The organism is Burkholderia sp. AU45251 (assembly GCF_030482905.1).
Classification (GTDB): Bacteria; Pseudomonadota; Gammaproteobacteria; order Burkholderiales; family Burkholderiaceae; genus Burkholderia; species Burkholderia aenigmatica.
The window spans coordinates 88,146-109,175 of sequence record NZ_JAUJQH010000027.1; the positions used below are offsets into that span (position 1 = coordinate 88,146).

Below are 21,030 nucleotides of genomic sequence, written 5' to 3' on the forward strand. Positions count from 1 at the left end.
TCGATAAATAGATACAGAGACAGTCCGGGATTGGTTGGCAGGAGTGCGAAATAATGACGCTGCGACACGGCCTAGTCCCGGAATAATTTTTTTGATTCTGCAAAAAAGCCCGTAAATTGTTACACTACGGCCCTTGTGCGGAGTCATCACAGGAGGAATTGGATGAGTCAGGCAGGACTGCGTGCGAACCGCACCAGTGATGTTGAGGCAACCATCTCACATGATTCGACGGGCCACACGCTGCATCGTGGCCTGACTTGGAAAGACGCTTTTTGGGTAACGAGCGGCGTGCCGGCAGGCGTGCTGTTCACGATCGGCGGCGTATGCGCGACGATCGGTCAGCCCGCGTGGGCGATCTGGATCGCCGCGATCACGATGGGGCTGGTTCAAAGCGCGACTTATGCGGAAATATCGGGGCTATTTCCCCATAAATCGGGCGGCGCGTCCGTGTATGGCGCGATCGGCTGGGTCCGTTACAGCAAGCTGATTGCCCCGGTTTCCGTGTGGTGCAACTGGCTCGCGTGGTCGCCGATGCTCGCGCTCGGCTGCGGCCTCGCGGCGAGCTATGCGCTCACGAGTCTCTTTCCCGCCGATGCGGCGGTGCTGCACTGGCAGCTCAAGGTTGCGGATCTCGGGTTCATCAAGCCGGGTCTGTCCCTGCGGATCAATGCGACGTTCATCATCGCGACGATCCTGCTTCTCATTACGTTCAAGCTTCAGCACAGCGGTGCATCGAAGGCTGCGCGTACGCAGCGCATTCTCGGCATCGCGTCGCTCACGCCGCTGCTGATCGTCGGCATCGTGCCGTTCGTCACGGGCGACGTGCCGATGTCGAACCTGCTCCCGCTGCTGCCGCTCGGTCACGACGCGCACGGCAATCTCACGGCCGCGACGTTCGGCTCGTGGAACGGGCAGGGCGTCACGATGGCGCTCGGCGCGATGTTCATGGCCGGCTGGGCGTCGTACGGCTTCGAGACGGCCGTCTGCTACACGCGTGAATTCCGCGATCCGCGTCGCGATACCGCCAAGGCGATCTTCTGGTCGGGCGCGCTGTGTCTCGTCGTGATGACGCTCGTGCCACTGGCGTTCCAGGGCGCGCTCGGTACGCAGGCGATGCTCGATCCGTCGATCGGCGACGGCACCGGCGTCGCGGCCGCGATGGCGAAGATCGTCGGCGGCGGTGCATGGGTCGCGAATGCGGTCGTCGTGATGCTGATGCTGTCGATCCTGCTGATCGTGATGACGTCGATGATGGGCTCGTCGCGCACGCTGTACCAGGCATCGGTCGACGGCTGGCTGCCGAAGTACCTGTCGCACGTGAACGAGCACGGCTCGCCCACGCGCGCGATGTGGACCGATCTCGGCTTCAACCTCGTGTTGCTGATGATGTCGGACTACATGACGGTGCTGTCGATCTCGAACGTCTGCTACATGCTGTTCGTATTCCTGAATCTTCAGTCGGGCTGGATCCACCGGATGGATCGCGGCAACTGGGATCGGCCGTTCCGCTGTCCGACGTGGCTGCTCGTCGCCGGCTCGATCTGCGGCTACGCGAACCTCGTGTATGTCGGCGCGGGTGCGAACCTGCAGGGCGACGGCACGCTGCGCAACGGCTTGATCGCGATGCTGCTGATCGTGCCGGTGTTCCTGTTCCGCCATTACTGGCAGGATCGCGGCCGTTTCCCCGCGCAGATGCAGCGCGACATGGAGCTCGAAGTGCCGAAGCGCGCGATGTGGCTGAACCTGATGCCCTATGCGGCGCTGATCGGCGCGGGGTTGACGATCTGGTTGTCGTATTACTTTGCCTGGGTGAAGTGAGCACTTAACCCTGGCTCGTCGCGCGAGGCCCCGGAAACCGCACACGGGGTCATCGCGCGGCGGATCAGGTGCGTTGCCCGGTCATCAGGCCGCCGATGTCGCGGCGGCCGCTTCCAACGACGGCATGCGTGTTCCGTTCATCGGGAAATTTCACGCTCGCCTGTTCTGTCGCCGTTTTCCTCGGCGCGATTCCCTTTCCGCGTCATACGCTTTCCCGTCGCCGCTTCGCTCGACCGACCGTCGGAACAACCGGCCGTCGGAACGACCGGTCGCGATGGTATCCGGGCCGGGATTCGCACCTCGGCGCGAAAACCGTGCCGTTTCGTATCGATATCCGCTACCCACGCGCATCGCGGCGGCCCGCTCGGGCACGCGAAGACTGAACCGCCATTCGCTTGAGCTACACTTCCACTCCGACGTGATATCCCCTACAGTGGCGGTGCCTCGGGCCGATGGCCTGTCGGGGCAGAACCTGAGACAGAAAGGAATAGAAAATGAGTTTTGCTCCGAATGGCGGCCTGCCGGGCGGCCTCGGCGGCAGCCCTTTGGGTTCGTTGAGCGCGCTCGGCGGCCTGATCGGGCCTGCGGCATCGACTATCGCAGGAAACCTGGGGCCGCTGGCCGGCGTAGCCGGCCATGTCGACACGGTCCAGCGTGCGCTGCAACTCGCGCAAACAGGTTTCTCCCTGATGGAGAAGACGCCCACCGCGGTCGCCCAGGCATTGAACGACGCCGCCGGCGGTGTCGCGCGCCTGACCCAGCTCAACCGCTACGCGACGATCGAGACGCCGCTCGGGCCCGATGTCCTGCTGGTCAGTGCGGCGATCGTTGACGAGTACGTGAATCGGTTGCCGGAGATCCATCTGGATCTGCTCTCGCACCGTCACAGTCTGACGCCGGAGCAATTGATCGGGCAGCCGGTGCGGCTCAAGTTCGATCAACAGTCGCGGATGCTGTCGCTGGAACGATTGACCGCGTCGAATGCCGGCGAAGAGTCTCGCTACTTCGACGGTTACGTGTCGTCGTTCGATCGCGTCGGCAATCCCGGCAAGGTGACGCAATACCAGATGACCGTGGTGCCGTGGTTCTGGTTTCTGACGCGCTCGACCGACTGCCGGATCTTCCAGAACAAGACCGCGCAGGACATCTTGCGCGAGATTTTTCAGGAGCACGGCTTCGCGGATTTCTCGTTCGATCTTCACACCGAGCAAAAGCCGCTCGAGTACGTCGTGATGTACCAGGAGTCCTACTTCAATTTCTGCGCGCGCCTGATGGAGCAGGAAGGCCTGGTCTGGACGCACCGTTATGAGAAGGACAAGCACGTTCTCGTGATCGGGGACGGCAATCTCGTCTTCAGGCCGATCGACGGTCTCGCGTCGATGCCGTTCTCGAGCACCGAATCGAGCGAGCTCAACGGGATCGACCGGCTCGACGAGGGGCGGCGTTTCGGCGTCGGCAAGATTACCTACCAGGATTTCAATCATCAGCAGCCTTCGTCGCCACTGATGCGGGTCGAGGCCGGCCCGCAGCATCTCGATCATGCGAGGCTCGCGACCACCGAGCGGTTCGAGCACCAGTCGCTCTACGATCATGGAGACGACGGCAATCGCTATGCGCGTTATGCGATGGAGGCGGAGGAAGCCATCTCGCATCGCTATCTCGGTAGCGGCTACGCATGGAAGATGACCACGTCGGGCCAGGTCAAGGTCGTCGATCATCCGGTGCAGACGAACAACCAGGACTACGCGATCCTGCATGTGCGGCACGAGGCGGTGAACGATTACACGCAGAATTCCGCGCAGTTGCCGTACCGGAACAGCTTCGTGCTGTTGCCGATGAGGATTCCGTTCCGCGCGCCACGCATGACGCCGAAGCCGGTGATTCACGGTACGCAGTCCGCGATAGTCGTCGGCCCGAAGGGCGAGCAGATCCATACGAACGGGAGCTGCGTCAAGCTGCATTTCCTGTGGGACCGCCGCGGCAAGCGCGATGGGGCGGATTCCATGTGGATTCGTGTATCGCAGCCGTGGGCCGGCGATGGCTGGGGCGCGGCCGCCATTCCGCGGATCGGTCAGGAAGTGATCGTCGCATTCAATCAGGGCGACCCGGACAATCCGGTGATCGTCGGCCGCATGTTCAACGGGGAGCAGGGCAATCCTTACCATGGCGCGGCGGGCCAGACCATGGGGATCAAGAGCCAGACGCACAAGGGCGAAGGCTCGAACGAACTGCTGATGAGCGACGTTGCCGGCGCGCAGATGCTGTACATGCATGCGCAGAAGGACATGAACGTCGTCGTCGAGGATGCGCAGATCAACACCGTGCTCAAGGGTGACCGGACGATCCAGGTCGGGAAGGGCAACCAGGCGACGACGGTGGCGGTCGGTAACCTGACGGACGTGGTGTCGCAAGGCAATACGCTCCATCAGACACCGCAGGGCGTGCACACGATCGAGGCGAAGGAGCTGTGGATCAAGATCGGCGGCAACGGCGGCACGCGGATCCACATGACGGCAGACGCGATCGACATCTACAAGGGCGATTCGGTGATCCATCTCGATACGGCGAACATCAGCATCCAGGCGTCGCGTACCGACATCAATCCGAAGAACGGCTGATACTGAACAGGACAACAACACATGTACCAGATGCATGAGGGCACGCTGGCGCTGTCGGTCGAATGGCAAGACAAGACGATGAACGTATTCGTGTCGGCAGCGACCGGCACCGAGGGTGTCAGCCTGGTGATTACGCGCGAGCGGCTGCCCTGGGGGATGAAGTTCGACGAGTACGTGGCGAGCGAGATTCGCAAGATCGCGAAGAAGGTGCCCGAATACGCGGAAGTGTCGAGTGCGAAGGCGACCGTCTCGGGCCGCGACGCACACGTTCATGAATTCACGTGGACCAACAACCACGCGTCGATTCATCAGCAATTGACGATGGTCGAGTACGGACAGGTCGCGATGATGCTGACCTTCACCGCGCCGGGTGCGCTGAGCGACACGCAGCGTGAGCAGGTCAGTGCGGTGATCCAGAGCCTGCAGTTGCGCGACCCGAATTGACGGACTCCTGACCATGTCGGACACGCCTGTATACGACGAGCCGAGCGGTAGCGCTGCGGAACGCCTGGAGCGTCTCGGCCATCTGGAAGATGGCGAGGCGGCCAAGGCCGCCGAGCAACCGTTCTACGAGAACGTCAACAATGTCATGCTCGGCGGCGACGTCGGCTGGGCGACGGCCAGCGTCCTCGATGCGGGGATCACCGCGGGTGCATCGGGGTCGGCGATCGCCGGTGCGCTCGCGGTCGAACTCGCGCCGGTCGCGATCGCGATCGGCGGCGCGTGGGCACTGGACAAGCTCGGTGTCACGGGAGCGATGTCGCGAGGTTTCGTGTCGATCGGCGACGAGCTCGGTCTCACGATCGGCCATGGCGATCCGCATCCTGCCTGTGTCGGCGATGCGGTTGCCCACTCGATGGGCGCATGGGGCCTTTTCGGCGGCCTGCTGGTGGGCGTCGCGGTCGGGGCGATCGTCGCTGCGGCGGTGGTGGCAACGGTCGCGACCGGCGGGCTCGCGGGCGCGGTGATCGTCGGCGCGTGCATGGCGGGCGGCCTCAGCCTCGGCAGCGCACTGGCGTCCGCCAGCCAGCAGATGGGCAGCGACTGCGGACAGATCCTGACCGGCTCACACGACGTGTACTTCGAGGGCCGCCAGGTTGCGCGCGTCACCGATCTCGTCAAGTGCGACCAGCACTCGGGCGTGCCGCAACCGCTCGTCGAAGGCAGCCGGACCGTGTTCGTGAACGACCTGCCGCTTGTGCGGATCGGCCACGAAACGCACTGCAGCGCGAAGGTCAATGCTGGTCGCAACAGTATCTGGATCGACAAGACGACCGCGCAGTATGGTCCGAAAAATCCCGAGCTGACGGCCGCCGAGGAGTTTTGGGCGAGCCTGCTCGGCGCGCTGGCGGGTGGTGCGATTGGGCGGACCATCGGTAAGGGATTCAAGCCGAAATCGACCGAATCGGCCGAGCAGGGTGGTGTGAAGGATACGCTGAGCAAGTGCGTGAACGACCCGGTCGACGTCGCCACCGGCGAAGTGCTGGAGGTACGTGTCGATCTGGCGATTCCGGGCGTGCTGCCGCTCGAGCTCAAGCGTCGCTACCGGACCCGCTCGGACGATCGCGGGCTGCTCGGGCGCCGCTGGTCGGACAACTGGTCACAGTGCCTGACGCTCGACGATGGCCGCTTCGTGCGATTCCATGACGGCGCCGGCCTCGCGATCGGCTTTGATGCGCCGGACACGGCGCTCGACGGCATCAACTTGCGCGAGCCGCGTTATCGGCTGATCGGCAGCCGGTTCGAGCCGCGCCTGCTGGATCGCGACACGCGGCAATTGCGCATTTTCTCGCCGCTGGTCGACGGCGGTTCGTCCCGCCTCGAGCGGATCGAGGATCTCGACGGCAATGCAATCGGCTTCTCGTACGATGCCGCCGGGCGCCTGAGCGGACTGACCCATAGCGACGGCTATCGGCTGGAGGTCGTCTATCACGGCCGGGACCGTCAGCCGGAGCGAATCGTGCTTCACGATCCGGACGACGGCGCTCGCACGCTCGTGGACTACGGCTATCAGGACGGCATGCTGGCTCGCGTGGCGAGCTTTCAGTCCGGCCAGTTCCAATACGCCTACGACGAGCACGGCTGGATGACCCAATGGCGGGATACGGACCAGACCGATGTCCGCTATCGGTACGACACCGCCGGGCGCGTGGTCGAGACCGGTACCCGGCAGGGCTACCACACCGGCCGGTTCGTCTACGAGGCCGATCGCACGCGCGTGTTCGATGCCGACGGCGAGTGGATCTACGCCTATAACGGCGAAGGTCTCGTGACGGCCGAAACCGATCCGCTCGGCCATTGCACGCGCTCCGAATGGGAGCTGGGCCGGCTGATGGCGCGGATCGATCCGCTGGGGCGCCGGACCGACTACCGCTATGACGATATCGGGCAACTGGTGTCGATCACGGAAAGCTCGGGGCGAGCGATCGACCTCGGGTACGACGAGCGGCATCTCACGACGGTCGGCCTGCCGACCGGCGGCCGGATCACGCTCGAGTACGATCATCTGCACCGCTTGATTGCGCGAACCGAGCCGGACGGCGCCAAAACGCAGTATCGCTACGGTTCCCGCGGCGAACTGCTGCGCGTGGTTCAGGGGGATCGCGAGACACGGCTCGACTATGACCGGCGACTGCGGCTGACGGATATCGCGTTACCGGGCGGCGCGCGCATTCGGCGCAGGAGTGACGTGCTGGGGCGGGTGCTGGAGGAAACGTCGCCCGATGGGCATACGACCCGCTTCGACTATAGCGACGGCCCGGACAACCCGCGCGGCAAGTTGCGCGCGGTCACGCACGCGGACGGCTCGTCCTCGCGCGCGCAATACAACAGCGAGAGCCTGCTGGTCGGGTTGACCGATCCCCTCGGGCGTACGGTCGGTCGCGCCTACGGTCCGTTCGATCTGCTGGTGGCGTCGACCGACGCGGCCGGGCAGCAGACGCGGTTCGAATACGATCACGCGACGCGCTTGACGAAGGTCGTCAACCCGCTGGGCGATGTCTACACCTATCGCTACGACGCGGCCGGGCGTCTCGCCGACGAGATCGACTGGGGCGGCCGCGTGACCGCGTACCAGCGCGATGCCGCCGGGCGCTTGCTGGCGAAGACGCTGCCCGACGGTGGCCAGTGGCGCTATGCGTACGACGCACAGGACCGGCTGACCGAAGTGGACGCCGGTGACGTGAAGCTCGTCTATCGCTACGACGAATCGGGCCGGCCGGCGTCCGCGGAGGTGCACGGCGAGCAGTCCCATGTGACGCGTTTCGCTTACGACCGGAACGGACGTCTGATCGGCGAGGATCAGCACGGCGAATTGCTGCGGCACGTCTACGACGCCGACGGGCAGCGTCGTCTGAGGATGACGCCGCACCGCGAGACGGCCTACGCATACGACGAACTGGGTGCGCTGACGCAGGTTGGCGGGCTGACGATCCATCGCGACAGCCTGGGACGCGAGACGGGGCGGCAGGCGGGGGAATTCGCCACGCAGCGGCAATACGATGCGCTGGGCCGGATCCGCCGGCAGGTCGCCGGCCCTGCCGCGGCGATCGACGCGTTGCAGGCCGACCCGGCACGTGCGCTCGAGCAATTGACGCGACAGGTCTATCACTACGACGCGGCCGGGCAACTGGAGCGGGTCGACACCGACGCCGACACGCTCACCTACCGGCGTGACGTGCGCGGCCAGGTCGTGCAGGCAGACAGTCTGGTGCAGCCGGCCGAGCATTATCGTTACGACGCGGCGATGAACATCGTCGCGCACGGTCGGCAGGCGCCGGTGGACGTTCACCATTACGGCCGCGGCGGCCTGCCGGAACGGATCGGTCATGCGCGCTACCGGTACGACGCACGCGGCCGTACGATCGAAAAGACCGTCGAGCAGCCCGGGTTTCGGCCGAAAACGTGGCAATACACGTGGGACGGCCTCAACCGGCTCGTGAAGGTCGTGACGCCCGAGCGCGGCGTCTGGCTGTATCGCTATGACGCGTTCAACCGCCGGGTCGAGAAGCAGCAGGCGGGCAGTCGCGAAACCGTGAGGTTTCTGTGGGACGGCTCGACCATGGCGGAGCGCTGGGTCGAGCAACGGGACGGCACGACCGGACAGGTGGTGACGTGGCATATCGAGCCAGGCAGCTACTCGCCGCTCGCGCAGGAGACCGACGACGGGCTGTACGCCGTCCTGACGGACCAGGTCGGCCTGCCGACCGAGGTGTTCGACGGACAGGGCCAGTCCGTATGGAAGGCGTCGTACTCGTTGTGGGGCAAGTTGCTGCCGGCCAGACGGGCTGCGAACGACGGCTGCCGCGCGTCGATCGATACGACGCTGCGCTTTCCCGGCCAGTGGGCGGACGACGAGACCGGACTGAACTACAACCTGAACCGGTACTACGATCCGGATTCCGGGCAATATCTGTCCGTCGATCCGATCGGGCTGGCTGGCGGCATTCGGACTCACGGCTATGTGGCCAATCCGACCCAGTGGGTCGACCCTCTCGGCCTTGCCGGGTGTGAATTCCGCGAGTTCCTGAAGGAGAAGTGGGGGAGCAAGAACGTTGCGGACGCGCTGGAGGCGAAACGCAACAATCCGGTGCTGGACAAGTTGCTGACGGACGACGAGTACCTCGCGGTACGCGGCTATACGGCCAACCTGTACGAGGAAATCAACCCGGCATTGCGCGCCGGGAACCCGGGTGAATGGGCGCGGCTGACCGAGGAAGCGACGAACGGTCTGACCAAGCTCGCAGACAATGGGTATGCGCATGTGGGCGACGTCGTGCGCAACGTGCGGTTGACCAATGAACAGGTTGAACAGTTGTTCCCGGTCGGCGGGGTCTTCCAGGACAAGGCCTTCCTGTCGACGACGACCGATCTGGATGGCGTATTCCCGGGCAAGGTAACGATAAACATCACGTCCCGCACGGGTGTTTCGGTCAGCACGCTTTCCGAATATCCTCGGGAAGCGGAGGTATTGTTCAAGCCTGATACCCCGTTCAACGTGCTCGATCGGACGCACGATCCCGCGAACGGTTCATGGAATATCACAATGGAACAGCAGTGATGAGCGACAAGGACGCCGCGTTGTCGGCAGAGCAGAGAGCGGCCGTCGAGCGGGCTGCCGCGCGTGCAGCGCGACGAAGTCAGTATCCCGAAGATATGGGGTTCATGCCGTATTCCGGACGATTCACCAATGCGGATGTGGTGCTCAAGACACCGTGGCTGAGCGAGTATTTCAAGTTCCGGAACCGGAATCCGCTGGCTGACCGTGAAACACTACGGGGCGTTCAGCAGCAGATCGGTGCCGATTGCTCGGATATCATCGATCGATTCCGCGGCGCGATGCTGGGGCTGGCAATCGGCGACGCGCTGGGCACCACCCTCGAATTTTCGCCGCGAGACAGGGCGACGGTCACCGATATCGTCGGTGGCGGTCCCTTTCATCTGAAGCCCGGCGATTGGACCGACGATACGAGCATGGCATGCTGTCTCGCGTACAGTCTTGTCCATTCGCATGGATTCAATCCCGACCATGCGATGCTGGCTTTTTCCTACTGGTATCGGTTCGGCGCATACAGCCCGACGGGGGAGTGCTTCGATATCGGCGGCACCACGCGGGCCGCGCTCGATCGTTATTTGAAAACGGGGAATGCGTTTTCTGGCGATACGCATCCGAATTCGGCCGGGAACGGCTCGCTGATGCGGCTGGCTCCCGTCGTGCTGTTCTATGCGAGCGACTTCGACAAGGCCGTGCACTTCGCGGCCGAAAGCTCGCGGCTCACGCATGGCGCGCAGGAAGCGGTCGATGCCTGCCGGTTCTTTGCGGCATTGATGTGGGGGGCGTTCGCGGGGTTTTCGAAAGAGGAGATTCTGAGCGACCGGTTTTCACCGTTGCCGGGGTATTGGGATCAACATCCGCTCGCGCCGGCGGTAGAGCGAATTGCGCGCGGCGCGTACAAGCAAAAGACGCGCGATGAAATCTCATCGTCGGGCTACGTGATCGACACGCTGGAAGCTGCGTTGTGGGCGTTCTATCACAACGACGATTTCGAGTCGGGCATGCTTGCGGCAGTCAATCTCGCGGGTGACGCGGATACCATTGGCGCCGTCTTTGGCCAGCTGGCCGGCGCCAGCTACGGCGAGACGCGGATTCCTGTCAGGTGGATCGTCAACACGCACGCCGCACATGGGTTTTATCATTTTGCCGAGGATTTGCTGGCCGCTTCTCGAACGAATCAACCCGGAAGCTGAACGCGCGCCGGGAATCGGATTCTCGTCCGGAGGGGGCGATGCCGTGTTTCAAATGCCGGCGGTTTCCCGTGCCCACGTCGAACTACGATGAGATGGCCGTGAATGAAACCATGCAGTCCGCGCTTTATCGCTGCCGCGCGTGCGGACAGTTGATCCGGACCGGCGCGCTGGAGCGCGCGATCGCGTACCTCTCGCCCGGCGACGCCGCGCAGCAGTTTCCCGGCTTCGATCCGTCGACATGCTGATCGGGCCGGCGTGTCCCATTCCGGAAGTCCGGTCACGCCACCAAGCGTGGCCGCTTGATTTTGGGAATGATCGGTTCTAATATCGGCTTCCATGAGCCCGACCTCGACATCTTCCGGCACCCGTGACAGGGGGCGCCCACGTGAATTCGACACCGACGAGGTGATCGACGCGGCAGCACGCGTGTTCTGGGAGCAGGGGTATCACGCGACGTCGATCGACGCGTTGTGCGAGGCGACCGGCGTCTTTCGCGGCAGCCTGTACCGTACGTTCGGCGACAAGCACGGGTTGCTGGTCGCCGCGTTCGACCGGTACGCGGAAGGCGCGATCGCACGGCTCAAGGAGCGTCTCGCGGCGGATCTGCCGCCGCGGCAGGCACTTCGGGATGCGCTGCTGTACTACACGGAAATCGGTGTGCGGCTATCGGAGCGGCGCGGCTGCTTCATCACGAATTCGGCCGTCGAACTCCTGCCCGGCGACGACGCACTGCGCCCGTACATCGAGTCGACCCTGTTGCGCATCGGCACGCAATTCAGCCTGGCCATCGCGCGCGGCCAGCAGTCGGGCGATTTCGACCGGAATCTCGATCCGGAAGAGGTGGGCCGGTTCCTGCTGTGCCTGATCCAGGGGATGCGCGTGCTGGGCAAGTCGCGCGCGTCGGAGGCGGAATTGGCATCGATCGTCGATATCGCCATGCGGGCGCTGACCTGATTTTTTTTGATTATTTTGAGAACGATCGGTTTCAAATGTCGGGAGGCATTCCGGGTGCCCGCATCGAGACCGTGAAGGGCAGGCAACGACAGCAACGAAGTTGATGTGACACGGCCGCTGCGCGCAGCCGCACCGGCATCATTGTTCAATTAATTTGGGAATGGTCAGTCATGAATGATGCAGCACTCGCAACGCCCGCCGCGAACGCGTACGGGAAAGGCGTCGTGGCATGTGTGACCGCGACGATCCTGATTGGCGTGATGTTTCCGGTGATGACCGATGCGTTGCGGTACATCGATCCCTTTACGTTCACGTCGCTGCGCTATCTGATCGCCGGCATCGGTTTCGTCGCGTTGCTGCGGCTCGTCGAAGGGCCCGGTGCGTTCCGTTCGGCCGGCGAGCCCGTGGCACTCGCGTGGTTGCTCGGCTCCGTCGGCTTTTGCGGATTCGGGGCGTTCGTGTTCCTGGGCCAGCAACTGGCCGGCGACGAAGGGGCACTGACCGCGTCGATCATGATGGCCACGCAGCCAATGATGGGGCTGCTGCTCAACGCACTGGTGCGGCGGGTCGCGCCCGCGCCGGTGTCGGTGTTGTTCGTCGTGCTGTCCTTTGCCGGCGTGGCCCTCGTCATCACGCGCGGGGACGTGATTGCCGCGCTGCACGAGCCGCAGCACTATGCGGCCAACGCGCTGATCATCGTCGGCGCGTTGTGCTGGGTCGTCTATACGTTCGGCGCGGCGCGCTTCACCCGCTGGTCGGCATTGAAATACACGACCTTCACGACGTGGCTCGGACTGACCACGATCGTCGCGGTCAATCTGCTGCTGGTGGTCACGCACCGGATCGCGGCACCGTCACTCGCCGCGGTACACGCGGTCCTGCCGCATCTCATGTACATGGGGCCGGTGGCCGGCTTCGGCGCGATCCTGCTCTGGATGACGGGCAACCGGATTCTCGGGCCGATGAACGGCGTGCTGTTCATGGACATCGTGCCCATCACGGCCTTCGCCGTTTCCGCATTCACGGGCGTCGTGCCCAATCGTGCGCAGATCGCAGGCGCCGCGCTGACGGGCGCGGCGCTGATCCTGAACAACCTGTACCTGCGGCGCAGGGCGCGTCGCATCGGCACGACGCCCGCGCGCGTGCCGTCGGCATCCACATGAGCGTCGCGCCCTTCGCGCGTTACGAAAACACCACCGTCCGATCCCCGTTCAGAAACACGCGCCGCTCGATGAACGCCTTCACCGCGCGCGCCAGCGTGAGCGACTCGACATCGCGCCCCACCGCGAGCAGTTGCTCCGGGCGCAACGCGTGATCGACGCGCTCGACGACCTGCTCGATGATCGGGCCTTCGTCCAGATCGTCGGTGACGAAGTGCGCGGTCGCGCCGATCAGCTTCACGCCGCGCGCATGCGCCTGGTGATACGGCTTCGCGCCCTTGAAGCCGGGCAGGAACGAATGATGGATGTTGATCGCGCGGTTCGCGAGCTTCGCGCTCGTCTCCTGCGACAGCACCTGCATGTAGCGCGCGAGGATCACGAGCTCGGCGCCGCTCGACTCGAAGAAGTCGAGCCACTGCGCTTCCTGCTGCGCCTTCGTATCGGCCGTGATCGGGAAGTGGCGGAACGGCAGCCCGTGCTGCGCGGCGAGCGGCTCGAAGTCGGGATGGTTCGACACGATGCCGACGATGTCCATCTTCAGCTCGCCCATCCGCCAGCGGAACAGCAGGTCCGCGAGGCAGTGCTCGAGCTTCGACACCATGATCAGCACCTTCGGCCGTGCATTCACGTCGTGGATCGCCCACTGCATGTCGCCCTGCTCGCCGCCGAGGCTGGCCGCGATCGGCGCGAATTCGTGGCGCAGTGCATCGATCTGCAGCGTTTCATCCGTCGGATGAAAGACGCAGCGCACGAAGAAGCGGGTGCTGAGGTCGTCGTCGAACACGTTCAGTGCATCGACATAGCAGCGATGGCGATCGAGAAAGCCGACGACGGCGGCGACCTGGCCGGCCGCGCTCGGGCACGACAGTGTCAGGACGAATTGATCGGGGCGGTGCTCGGCGGTCATGAGACTCCTCGGATGGCATGGGCGCACGGCCGTGCGGCGGCGCACGAAAGCACCGCGCCGCGCGGGTAGCGGGAGGCTCAAGTAAATCAGGACGATTTTGGGGCGGATAGAACCAACGCGCCGTGTGGCTGGTATCGGTGCGCCAGCGCGCGGGGGCGGGCAGGGGGCGTCACGCGCTCGCGCACGCGTCGAGCAGCCAGCGCCGGAACACGTGGGTCGCGTCCGGTTCGGGCCGCTGCGGCGGCCGCACCAGGAAGTAGCCGCGCGACGTGACGACCGGCGCGTCGACGAGCTTCACGAGCTGCCCGGACGCGACGAGTTCGTCGACCAGCGGCGACCAGCCGAGCGCAACGCCTTCGCCGAGCAGTGCCGCATGGATCACGAGCGCGTAGCTGTTGAAGGTCACGCCGCGCGCGGCGGCCGCCGTATCGAGCTCGTGCGCGTCGAACCAGCCGGACCACGACAGCCAGCGCTCGGGGCGAGTCGGCTGCACGTGCAGCAGCGGCATCGCGAGCAGGTGCTCGGCCCGCGCGACGTGCGGGTGCGCGTCGCGGAACGCGGGCGAGCACACGGGCGTGACCGATTCCGGAAAGAGGCGGGCGGCCGTGCACGACGGCCAGTGGCCGTCGCCGAACAGGATCGCGATGTCGCCGTGGTCGCGCTGCGCGTCGTAATCCTGTGACGTGACGACGCGCACATCGACATCCGGCATCACACGCTTCAGCCCGGCCAGGCGCGGCATCAGCCAGTAGGTCGCGAAGCCGAAGTCGGTGACGATCGTGAGCGCGCCATGCTCGCGGCGCGCACGCAGGGTCGCGGTCGCGCCGCGCAGCGTGTCGAGGCTCAGCCGCACGGCTTCGTACAGGCACTGGCCGTCGGCAGTCAGCGTGACGCCGCGCGGGCTGCGCTCGAACAGCGGCACGCCCAGTTCGGCCTCGAGCTGGAACACCTGCTGGCTCACGGCCGGCTGGGTGGAGCCGAGTTCGCGCGCGGCGGCTGTGAAGCTCGCGAGCCGGGCGGCCGATTCGAACGCGCGCAGCGCCTGCATCGACGGTAACGGTTCGGATTTCGACATAAGTCTCTCTAATGGCCCCATAAGGGCCGGACGCCTTCCCGCGCGAATTCGGGCGGGCGATAGTGCATCGGACGGTACGGCACACGCGCTTCGCATCCCGCTTCAGGGCCGCCGCGCAAGGCATTCCGCGATTCTAGCCAGTCGCGGGCCGCACGTGCGGCACTTTCTTCGTGCTGCTTCCGTCATGCCGGACGTCTCGCCGCGCGAGCGGCGCGCCGTTCCATTCGAACACCGTTTTCCCCACGACTGCCGATGACGAACCCGACACCCAACATCCTGATCCTGATGGCCGACCAGCTCACGCCGTTCGCGCTGCCGGCCTATGGCAATCGCGTCGCGCGCACGCCGACGCTGGACCGTCTCGCCGCGCAAGGCGTCGTATTCGATGCCGCGTATTGCGCGAGCCCGCTGTGCGCGCCGTCGCGTTTCTCGCTGCTGACCGGCAAGCTGCCGTCGGGGATCGGCGCCTACGATAACGCCGCCGAATTACCGGCGCAAACGCTGACGTTCGCGCACTACCTGCGCGCGGGCGGCTATCGGACGATGCTGTCCGGCAAGATGCATTTCTGCGGGCCCGATCAGCTGCACGGCTTCGAGGAGCGGCTCACGACCGACATCTATCCGGCCGATTTCGGCTGGGTGCCCGACTGGGACAGCCCGACCGAGCGGCCGAGCTGGTATCACAACATGAGTTCGGTGCTGGAGGCCGGCCCGTGCGTGCGCACGAACCAGCTCGATTTCGACGACGAGGTCACATTCGCCGCGAAACAGAAGCTGTACGACGTCGCGCGCGAGCGTGCGGCCGGGCACGATGCGCGGCCGTTCTGCATGGTCGTGTCGCTGACCCATCCGCACGACCCGTATGCGATCACGCGCGAATACTGGGATCAATACAGCGACGACGAGATCGACCTGCCGGCCGTGCGGCTCGATGCGGCGCAAAGCGATCCGCATTCGCAGCGGCTGCGCTTCGTCTGCGAGAACGACCGCACGCCGCCCACCGACGCGCAGATCCGCGCCGCGCGCCGCGCCTACTACGGCGCGACGTCCTACGTCGACACGCAGTTCGGCAGCGTGATGGCCGCGCTCGAACAATGCGGATTCGCCGACGACACGATCGTGATCGTCACGTCCGACCACGGCGACATGCTCGGCGAACGCGGGCTCTGGTACAAGATGACGTTCTTCGAAGGCGGCTGCCGCGTGCCGCTGATCGTCCATGCGCCGGGCCGCTTCGGTGCCGCGCGCGTGCGCGGGCCCGTGTCGCACGTCGACCTGCTGCCGACGCTCGTCGACCTGGCCGGCGCCGCACCGGCCGGCGGCTGGCCCGACCCGGTCGATGGCGCGAGCCTCGTGCCGCACCTGCACGGCACGCCCGCACACGACGTTGCGCTCGGCGAATACCTCGCGGAAGGCGCGGTTGCACCGGTCGTGATGATCCGCAGCGGCGACTGGAAGTACGTGCATTGCCCGGCCGATCCCGACCAGCTCTACAACCTCTCCGATGACCCGCGCGAGCTGACGAACCTCGCCGGCACGCCGGAGGCGGCCGACGTGCTCGCCGCGTTCCGCGCGCAAGCTGCGCAGCGCTGGAACCTGCCCGAACTGGACCGGCAGGTGCGCGCGAGCCAGCGGCGCCGGCGCTTCCATTACGCGGCGACGACGCAGGGCCGCATCCAGGCGTGGGACTGGCAGCCGTTCACCGACGCGAGCCAGCGCTACATGCGCAATCACATCGAACTCGACACGCTCGAGGCGATGGCGCGTTTTCCGCGCGTCGGGCGCTGAGCGTCCCGGATCGCGATCACTGACGAACGACGGAGGAAGCGGACGATGGAACGGCAATGCAATGCAGCAATCCGGATCGGTGCGGCGCTCGCCGCGGCCGCGTGCGTGATGACGACGCAGGCCGCGCACGCGGCCGACCCGCAGACATGCAGCGACGTGAAGATGGCGGCGCCCGGCTGGACCGACATCGATGCGACGAATGCGATGGCGGGTGTCGTGCTGAAGGCGCTCGGCTACCGGCAGGACGTGGCGAACCTGTCGGTGCCGATCACGTACCAGGGGCTCAAGAAGGGGCAGGTCGACGTGTTCCTCGGCAACTGGATGCCCGCGCAGGCGCCGCTCGTGAAGCCGTTCGTCGACGAGAAATCGATCGACGTGCTGCACGCGAACCTGAGCGGCGCGAAGTTCACGCTCGCGGTGCCCGATTACGTGGCGGCCGCCGGCGTGCATACGTTCGCCGATCTCGCGCGCTACGCGGACCGCTTCGGCGGCAAGATCTACGGGATCGAGCCCGGCGCGCCCGCGAACCAGAACATCAAGCGGCTGCTGTCCGACCATGCGCTCGGCCCGGCGAACTGGTCGCTCGTCGAATCGAGCGAGACGGGCATGCTCACGCAGGTCGAGCGCGCGGTGCGCGACAAGCGCTGGATCGTGTTTCTGGCGTGGGAGCCGCATCTGATGAACACGAAGTTCCACCTGACCTACCTGTCGGGCGGCGATGCGTATTTCGGCCCGAACTACGGCGGCGCGACGGTCAATACGGTCACGCGCGCCGGGTTCGCCGGCCAGTGCACGAACCTCGCGCGGCTGTTCCGGCAGATGACGTTTTCCGTTGACGTCGAGAACCGGATGATCGCCGACATGCTCGACCACAAGACGTCGCCCGCGCTCGCGGCGCAGCATGCGCTGAAAGCCGACCCGGCGCTGGTGGCCGGCTGGCTGGACGGCGTGACGACGGCGGCCGGCGCACCGGGCCTGCCGGCCGTGCGCGCGGCCCTCGACGGTCACTGATTCCCGCCCTCGCGGCGGCCGGTTTTTACCGTGCCGCCCGTCTACGTGTTTTCCCGACCAGTCGCATCGTGACCATTTGGTGTCGCCTTCAGACGGGTGGCGCGAAATATGGGTTTGTATTTTTCGCCAATGGCTGCGTTATTGCGGAAAACGAAATACCAAAGCCAGCTGGCGTACCGAATTTGAATCCACCGGCGCATCGCAGCGCGCGCCGGGACGAGGTTCTTTCCATCGAACGGTTCAGGGAGGGTGGTCGATAATGAAGCATACGAAAGTTGCCGTAGCCGCCGCGCTTGCATGCGCGGCCTGTGTACCTGCCATCGGGCATGCGCAGAGCAGTGTGACGCTGTACGGGATTCTCGACGCGGGCATCACGTACGTGAACAACACGGGCGGCTCGCACGTGGTCAAGTTCGACGACGGCGTCGCGTACGGGAACCGTTTCGGCCTCAAGGGCACGGAAGATCTCGGTGGCGGCCTGAAGGCCGTGTTCACCCTCGAGAGCGGCTTCCGCCTCGGCACCGGGCAGCTCGGCTTCGGCGGCTCGGAATTCGGCCGCCAGGCGTATGTCGGCCTGCAGAACGACTGGGGCACGCTGTCGTTCGGTAACCAGCTCGACATCACGAACGAACTCGTATCGATCTACAACATCTCCGCGTGGGGCAGCGGCTATGCGATCCACCAGGGCGACTTCGACCGCTTCAACGGCGACCGCCTGCCGAACTCGGTGAAGTTCCTGTCGAACGACCTCAGTGGCTTCAAGTTCGGTGCGATGTACTCGTTCGGCAACGTCGCGGGCAACTTCCATCGCAACAGCGCATGGAGCGCGGGCGCGAGCTTCACGAAGGGCGACTTCTCGATCGGTGCCGCGTACACGCGCCTGAACAACCCGAACGGCATCTATGCGTTCGACCCGTACGCGATGATCGGCACGCATACGTTCCTCGGCCAGCAGACCGTCACCGTCGATCCGGCGACCGGCGCACGCACCGACCTGTTTGCGAACACGCCGATGAATGTCGACAGCCAGGGCACCTTCGGCATCGGCACGAGCTACACGATCGGCAAGCTGACGCTCGACGGCAACTTCTCGTACACGACGATCAAGGGCTTCGGCCAGTCGTCGCACATGCAGGTCTATGAAGGCGGCGGCTCGTACCAGTTCACGCCGGCATTGAGCCTGATCGCCGGCTACCAGCACACGCGCTTCGAAGGCCATCACTGGAACCAGGGCACGGCGGGCCTGCACTACATGCTGTCGAAGCGCACGGACGTGTACCTCTCCGGCGATTACCTGCGCGCGTCGCAAGGTGTGGATGCGGTGGTCGGCTACAGCTTCACGCCGTCGACGACGCAGACGCAGGCCGACGTGCGGATCGGGATGCGGCATTCGTTCTGAGCAGTGTTGTGTGGGGTAGTGACGTCTTCAGCGAGAGGTCTCTCTTTGGCGCGAACCGAGGTTCGCGCTTTTTTTTGCCCGGTGTAATCGGGCTTGAGATCCGTCCGGCCAGTGCCGGCCGCGTGGCCACTGCCCCGGGATCGTCGCCGGGAACGACGGCTCGACGGTGTTGACCATTGCCGTCTATAGGCGTTAGCATCGTCCGCATGCTTGAGCGCACCATTTCCCCCTTCTCGCTGATCCGCGCATGTTGTCAGAACATGCCTGGGGGAAGTTGCGTCTAGCGAACTCGCTAAACATTCAAGCAATCGCCTTCCGGCCGCCTGTGATGCAAAACAGGCGGCCTTTTTGTTTTTGGGCCGACCCTTTCCGGACGGAGAAACTCGATGCCGCTTGCGCTGTATGACACCTGGTCGCGTACCGTGCGCCCGTTCACGCCTATCCATCCCGGGCAGGTCGGCATGTATTGCTGCGGCCCCACGGTCTACGACGACGCCCATATCGGCAACCTGAGAACCTACGTGTTCGAGGATCTCCTGCGTCGCGTGCTGGCGCGCAACGGATACGCGGTCCGGCACGTCGTCAATATCACCGACGTCGGCCACCTGACTTCGGATGCGGACGAAGGCGAAGACAAGATGGAGAAGGGGAGCCGTCGAACCGGTGAATCGGCGTGGGAGATCGCCCGGCGCTACACCGAGGCTTTCGTCCGGGACTGGCGCGCGCTCCACCTGCTCGAGCCGACGGTCTGGTGCCGTGCCACCGACCACATCGCCGAACAGATCGCGTTCATCGAGACGCTCGACCGGGCCGGCTACGTCTATCGGACGGACGATGGCCTCTACTTCGACACCAGTCGGCAGGATGACTACGGTTATCTCGCGCGGCTGGACCGCACCGGGCTGCAGGCGGGCAAGCGGGTCGCGTTGGGCGAGAAGCGGAGCATCACGGATTTTGCGTTGTGGAAGTTCAGCCCGGCCGACGTCAAGCGGCAAATGGAATGGGACAGCCCGTGGGGGCGCGGTTTCCCGGGCTGGCATATCGAATGCTCGGCGATGTCGGCGAAGTATCTCGGGACCTTGTTCGATATCCATTGCGGCGGCGAGGATCACATCGCCGTGCATCACAGCAACGAGATCGCGCAGACGCGGGCGGCCCACGGCACGCAGCTCGCGAATTACTGGATGCACGGGCACTTTCTGACACGCGATGCCGATGCCGAGGCCGATGCGAAGATGTCGAAGTCGAGTGGCGATTTCGTCCGTCTGCAGACCTTGCAGAGCCGAAATGTCGATCCGCTCGCGTACCGTTACCTGTGCCTGACGGCCCACTATCGAAGCAAGCTGCGTTTCTCGTGGGCGTCGCTCGAGGCGGCACAAACCGCGCTGAATCGGCTGCGGCAGGTCTATGCGGGCTGGCCGGACGGCGGGCGTGTCGATGCGGATTTCGCTGCGCGATTCGACGCCGAAGTGAACGAGGACCTGAATCTGCCCAGGGCGCTCGCGGTGCTGTGGGATCTGGTCAGGAGCAATCTGCCGCCGGCGACCCTGAAAGCGACCGTGGACAGCTTCGACGCCGTGCTTGGCCTCGGTTTGCGTGAATGGCGGCCGGTTGCGTTCGACGTTCCGGAACGCGTCCGCGTGTTGCTCGATGATCGTGAGCGCGCGAGGGCGGACAAGGACTGGACGCAAGCCGACCGGATCCGGGAAGCGTTGAGCGCCGAGGGCTGGAGAGTCGAGGACACGCCGGGAGGTCAACGTCTGTTCGGCATCACGGTGGGCTCGACCGATACGGGCAGCCCGCCGCGGTGACGCTCGCGGGCCGCCTGCATCAGAAGATCCGATGCCCAAGCCACCATCCGCCGGCTGCGAACAACGCAGCCGCGGGCAGCGTCAGCACCCACGCCCACACGATGTTGCCGGCCACGCCCCAGCGCACGGCCGACAGCTTCTGCGTCGCGCCGACACCGACGATCGCGCCGGTAATCGTATGCGTGGTCGATACCGGAATGCCGAGGAACGACGCGATGAACAGCGTGATCGCCCCGCCGCTTT

At 65.1% G+C, this 21,030-nt stretch carries 15 protein-coding genes; 12 read left to right on the top strand and 3 right to left on the bottom strand.

The genetic code is table 11. The features are described 5' to 3' along the window. Positions 1-162: 162 nt before the first annotated feature. From QZM67_RS33620 to QZM67_RS33655, 8 genes are all read left to right on the top strand, one after another. Positions 163-1,818 (top strand): APC family permease, encoded by a 1,656-nt coding sequence (locus QZM67_RS33620; RefSeq protein ID WP_175021215.1) that lies wholly within the window; start codon positions 163-165, stop codon positions 1,816-1,818. A 494-nt stretch (positions 1,819-2,312) separates the two neighbouring features. Next, positions 2,313-4,436 (top strand): type VI secretion system Vgr family protein, encoded by a 2,124-nt coding sequence (locus QZM67_RS33625; protein ID WP_301810019.1) that lies wholly within the window; start codon positions 2,313-2,315, stop codon positions 4,434-4,436. 21 nt (positions 4,437-4,457) lie between these two features. Further along, on the top strand, positions 4,458-4,880 hold the full coding sequence (locus QZM67_RS33630; protein ID WP_301810022.1) for a DcrB-related protein: 423 nt from the start codon (positions 4,458-4,460) through the stop codon (positions 4,878-4,880). Positions 4,881-4,893: 13 nt separating this feature from the next. Further along, positions 4,894-9,495 carry an RHS repeat-associated core domain-containing protein gene (locus tag QZM67_RS33635; protein ID WP_301810025.1) on the top strand — a complete coding sequence of 1,534 codons (4,602 nt, stop codon included), beginning with the start codon at positions 4,894-4,896 and terminating at the stop codon, positions 9,493-9,495. Then, positions 9,495-10,682 carry an ADP-ribosylglycohydrolase family protein gene (locus QZM67_RS33640; protein WP_175021218.1) on the top strand — a complete coding sequence of 396 codons (1,188 nt, stop codon included), beginning with the start codon at positions 9,495-9,497 and terminating at the stop codon, positions 10,680-10,682. The genes QZM67_RS33635 and QZM67_RS33640 overlap by 1 nt, the downstream gene beginning before the upstream one ends. Before the next feature lie 98 nt (positions 10,683-10,780). Further along, complete coding sequence (locus QZM67_RS33645; protein WP_301810032.1) at positions 10,781-10,927, top strand: hypothetical protein; 147 nt, start codon at positions 10,781-10,783, stop codon at positions 10,925-10,927. Between the two features lie 91 nt (positions 10,928-11,018). Further along, positions 11,019-11,636 (top strand): TetR/AcrR family transcriptional regulator, encoded by a 618-nt coding sequence (locus QZM67_RS33650; protein WP_301810035.1) that lies wholly within the window; start codon positions 11,019-11,021, stop codon positions 11,634-11,636. A gap of 170 nt (positions 11,637-11,806) precedes the next feature. After that, on the top strand, positions 11,807-12,799 hold the full coding sequence (locus QZM67_RS33655; RefSeq protein ID WP_301810038.1) for a DMT family transporter: 993 nt from the start codon (positions 11,807-11,809) through the stop codon (positions 12,797-12,799). A 19-nt stretch (positions 12,800-12,818) separates the two neighbouring features. On the opposite strand, the gene purU is transcribed toward QZM67_RS33655, so the two are convergent. Both purU and QZM67_RS33665 read right to left on the bottom strand, forming a co-directional pair. Then, the gene (purU, locus tag QZM67_RS33660; protein ID WP_043180421.1) at positions 12,819-13,703 is read right to left on the bottom strand and encodes a formyltetrahydrofolate deformylase; all 885 of its coding nucleotides are present in this window, start codon (positions 13,701-13,703) and stop codon (positions 12,819-12,821) included. 169 nt (positions 13,704-13,872) lie between these two features. Continuing rightward, positions 13,873-14,778 (bottom strand): LysR family transcriptional regulator, encoded by a 906-nt coding sequence (locus QZM67_RS33665; RefSeq protein WP_301810041.1) that lies wholly within the window; start codon positions 14,776-14,778, stop codon positions 13,873-13,875. Positions 14,779-15,030: 252 nt separating this feature from the next. On the opposite strand from QZM67_RS33665, the gene betC reads away from it, so the two are divergent. The 4 genes from betC (at position 15,031) to cysS (ending at position 20,787) form a co-directional block, all read left to right on the top strand. Beyond that, entirely contained in the window at positions 15,031-16,566 is a 1,536-nt protein-coding gene (gene betC / locus QZM67_RS33670; protein WP_301810044.1) for a choline-sulfatase, read from the top strand. Between the two features lie 45 nt (positions 16,567-16,611). Continuing rightward, on the top strand, positions 16,612-17,577 hold the full coding sequence (gene choX, locus QZM67_RS33675; protein WP_043180417.1) for a choline ABC transporter substrate-binding protein: 966 nt from the start codon (positions 16,612-16,614) through the stop codon (positions 17,575-17,577). Between the two features lie 259 nt (positions 17,578-17,836). Beyond that, positions 17,837-18,976, top strand: a complete 1,140-nt coding sequence (locus QZM67_RS33680; RefSeq protein ID WP_175021222.1) for a porin — start codon at positions 17,837-17,839, stop codon at positions 18,974-18,976. A gap of 386 nt (positions 18,977-19,362) precedes the next feature. After that, complete coding sequence (gene cysS / locus QZM67_RS33685; protein WP_301810047.1) at positions 19,363-20,787, top strand: cysteine--tRNA ligase; 1,425 nt, start codon at positions 19,363-19,365, stop codon at positions 20,785-20,787. 19 nt (positions 20,788-20,806) lie between these two features. On the opposite strand, the gene QZM67_RS33690 is transcribed toward cysS, so the two are convergent. Continuing rightward, on the bottom strand, positions 20,807-21,030 hold a 224-nt coding region (locus tag QZM67_RS33690; protein WP_301810048.1), incomplete at its 5' end, for an inorganic phosphate transporter.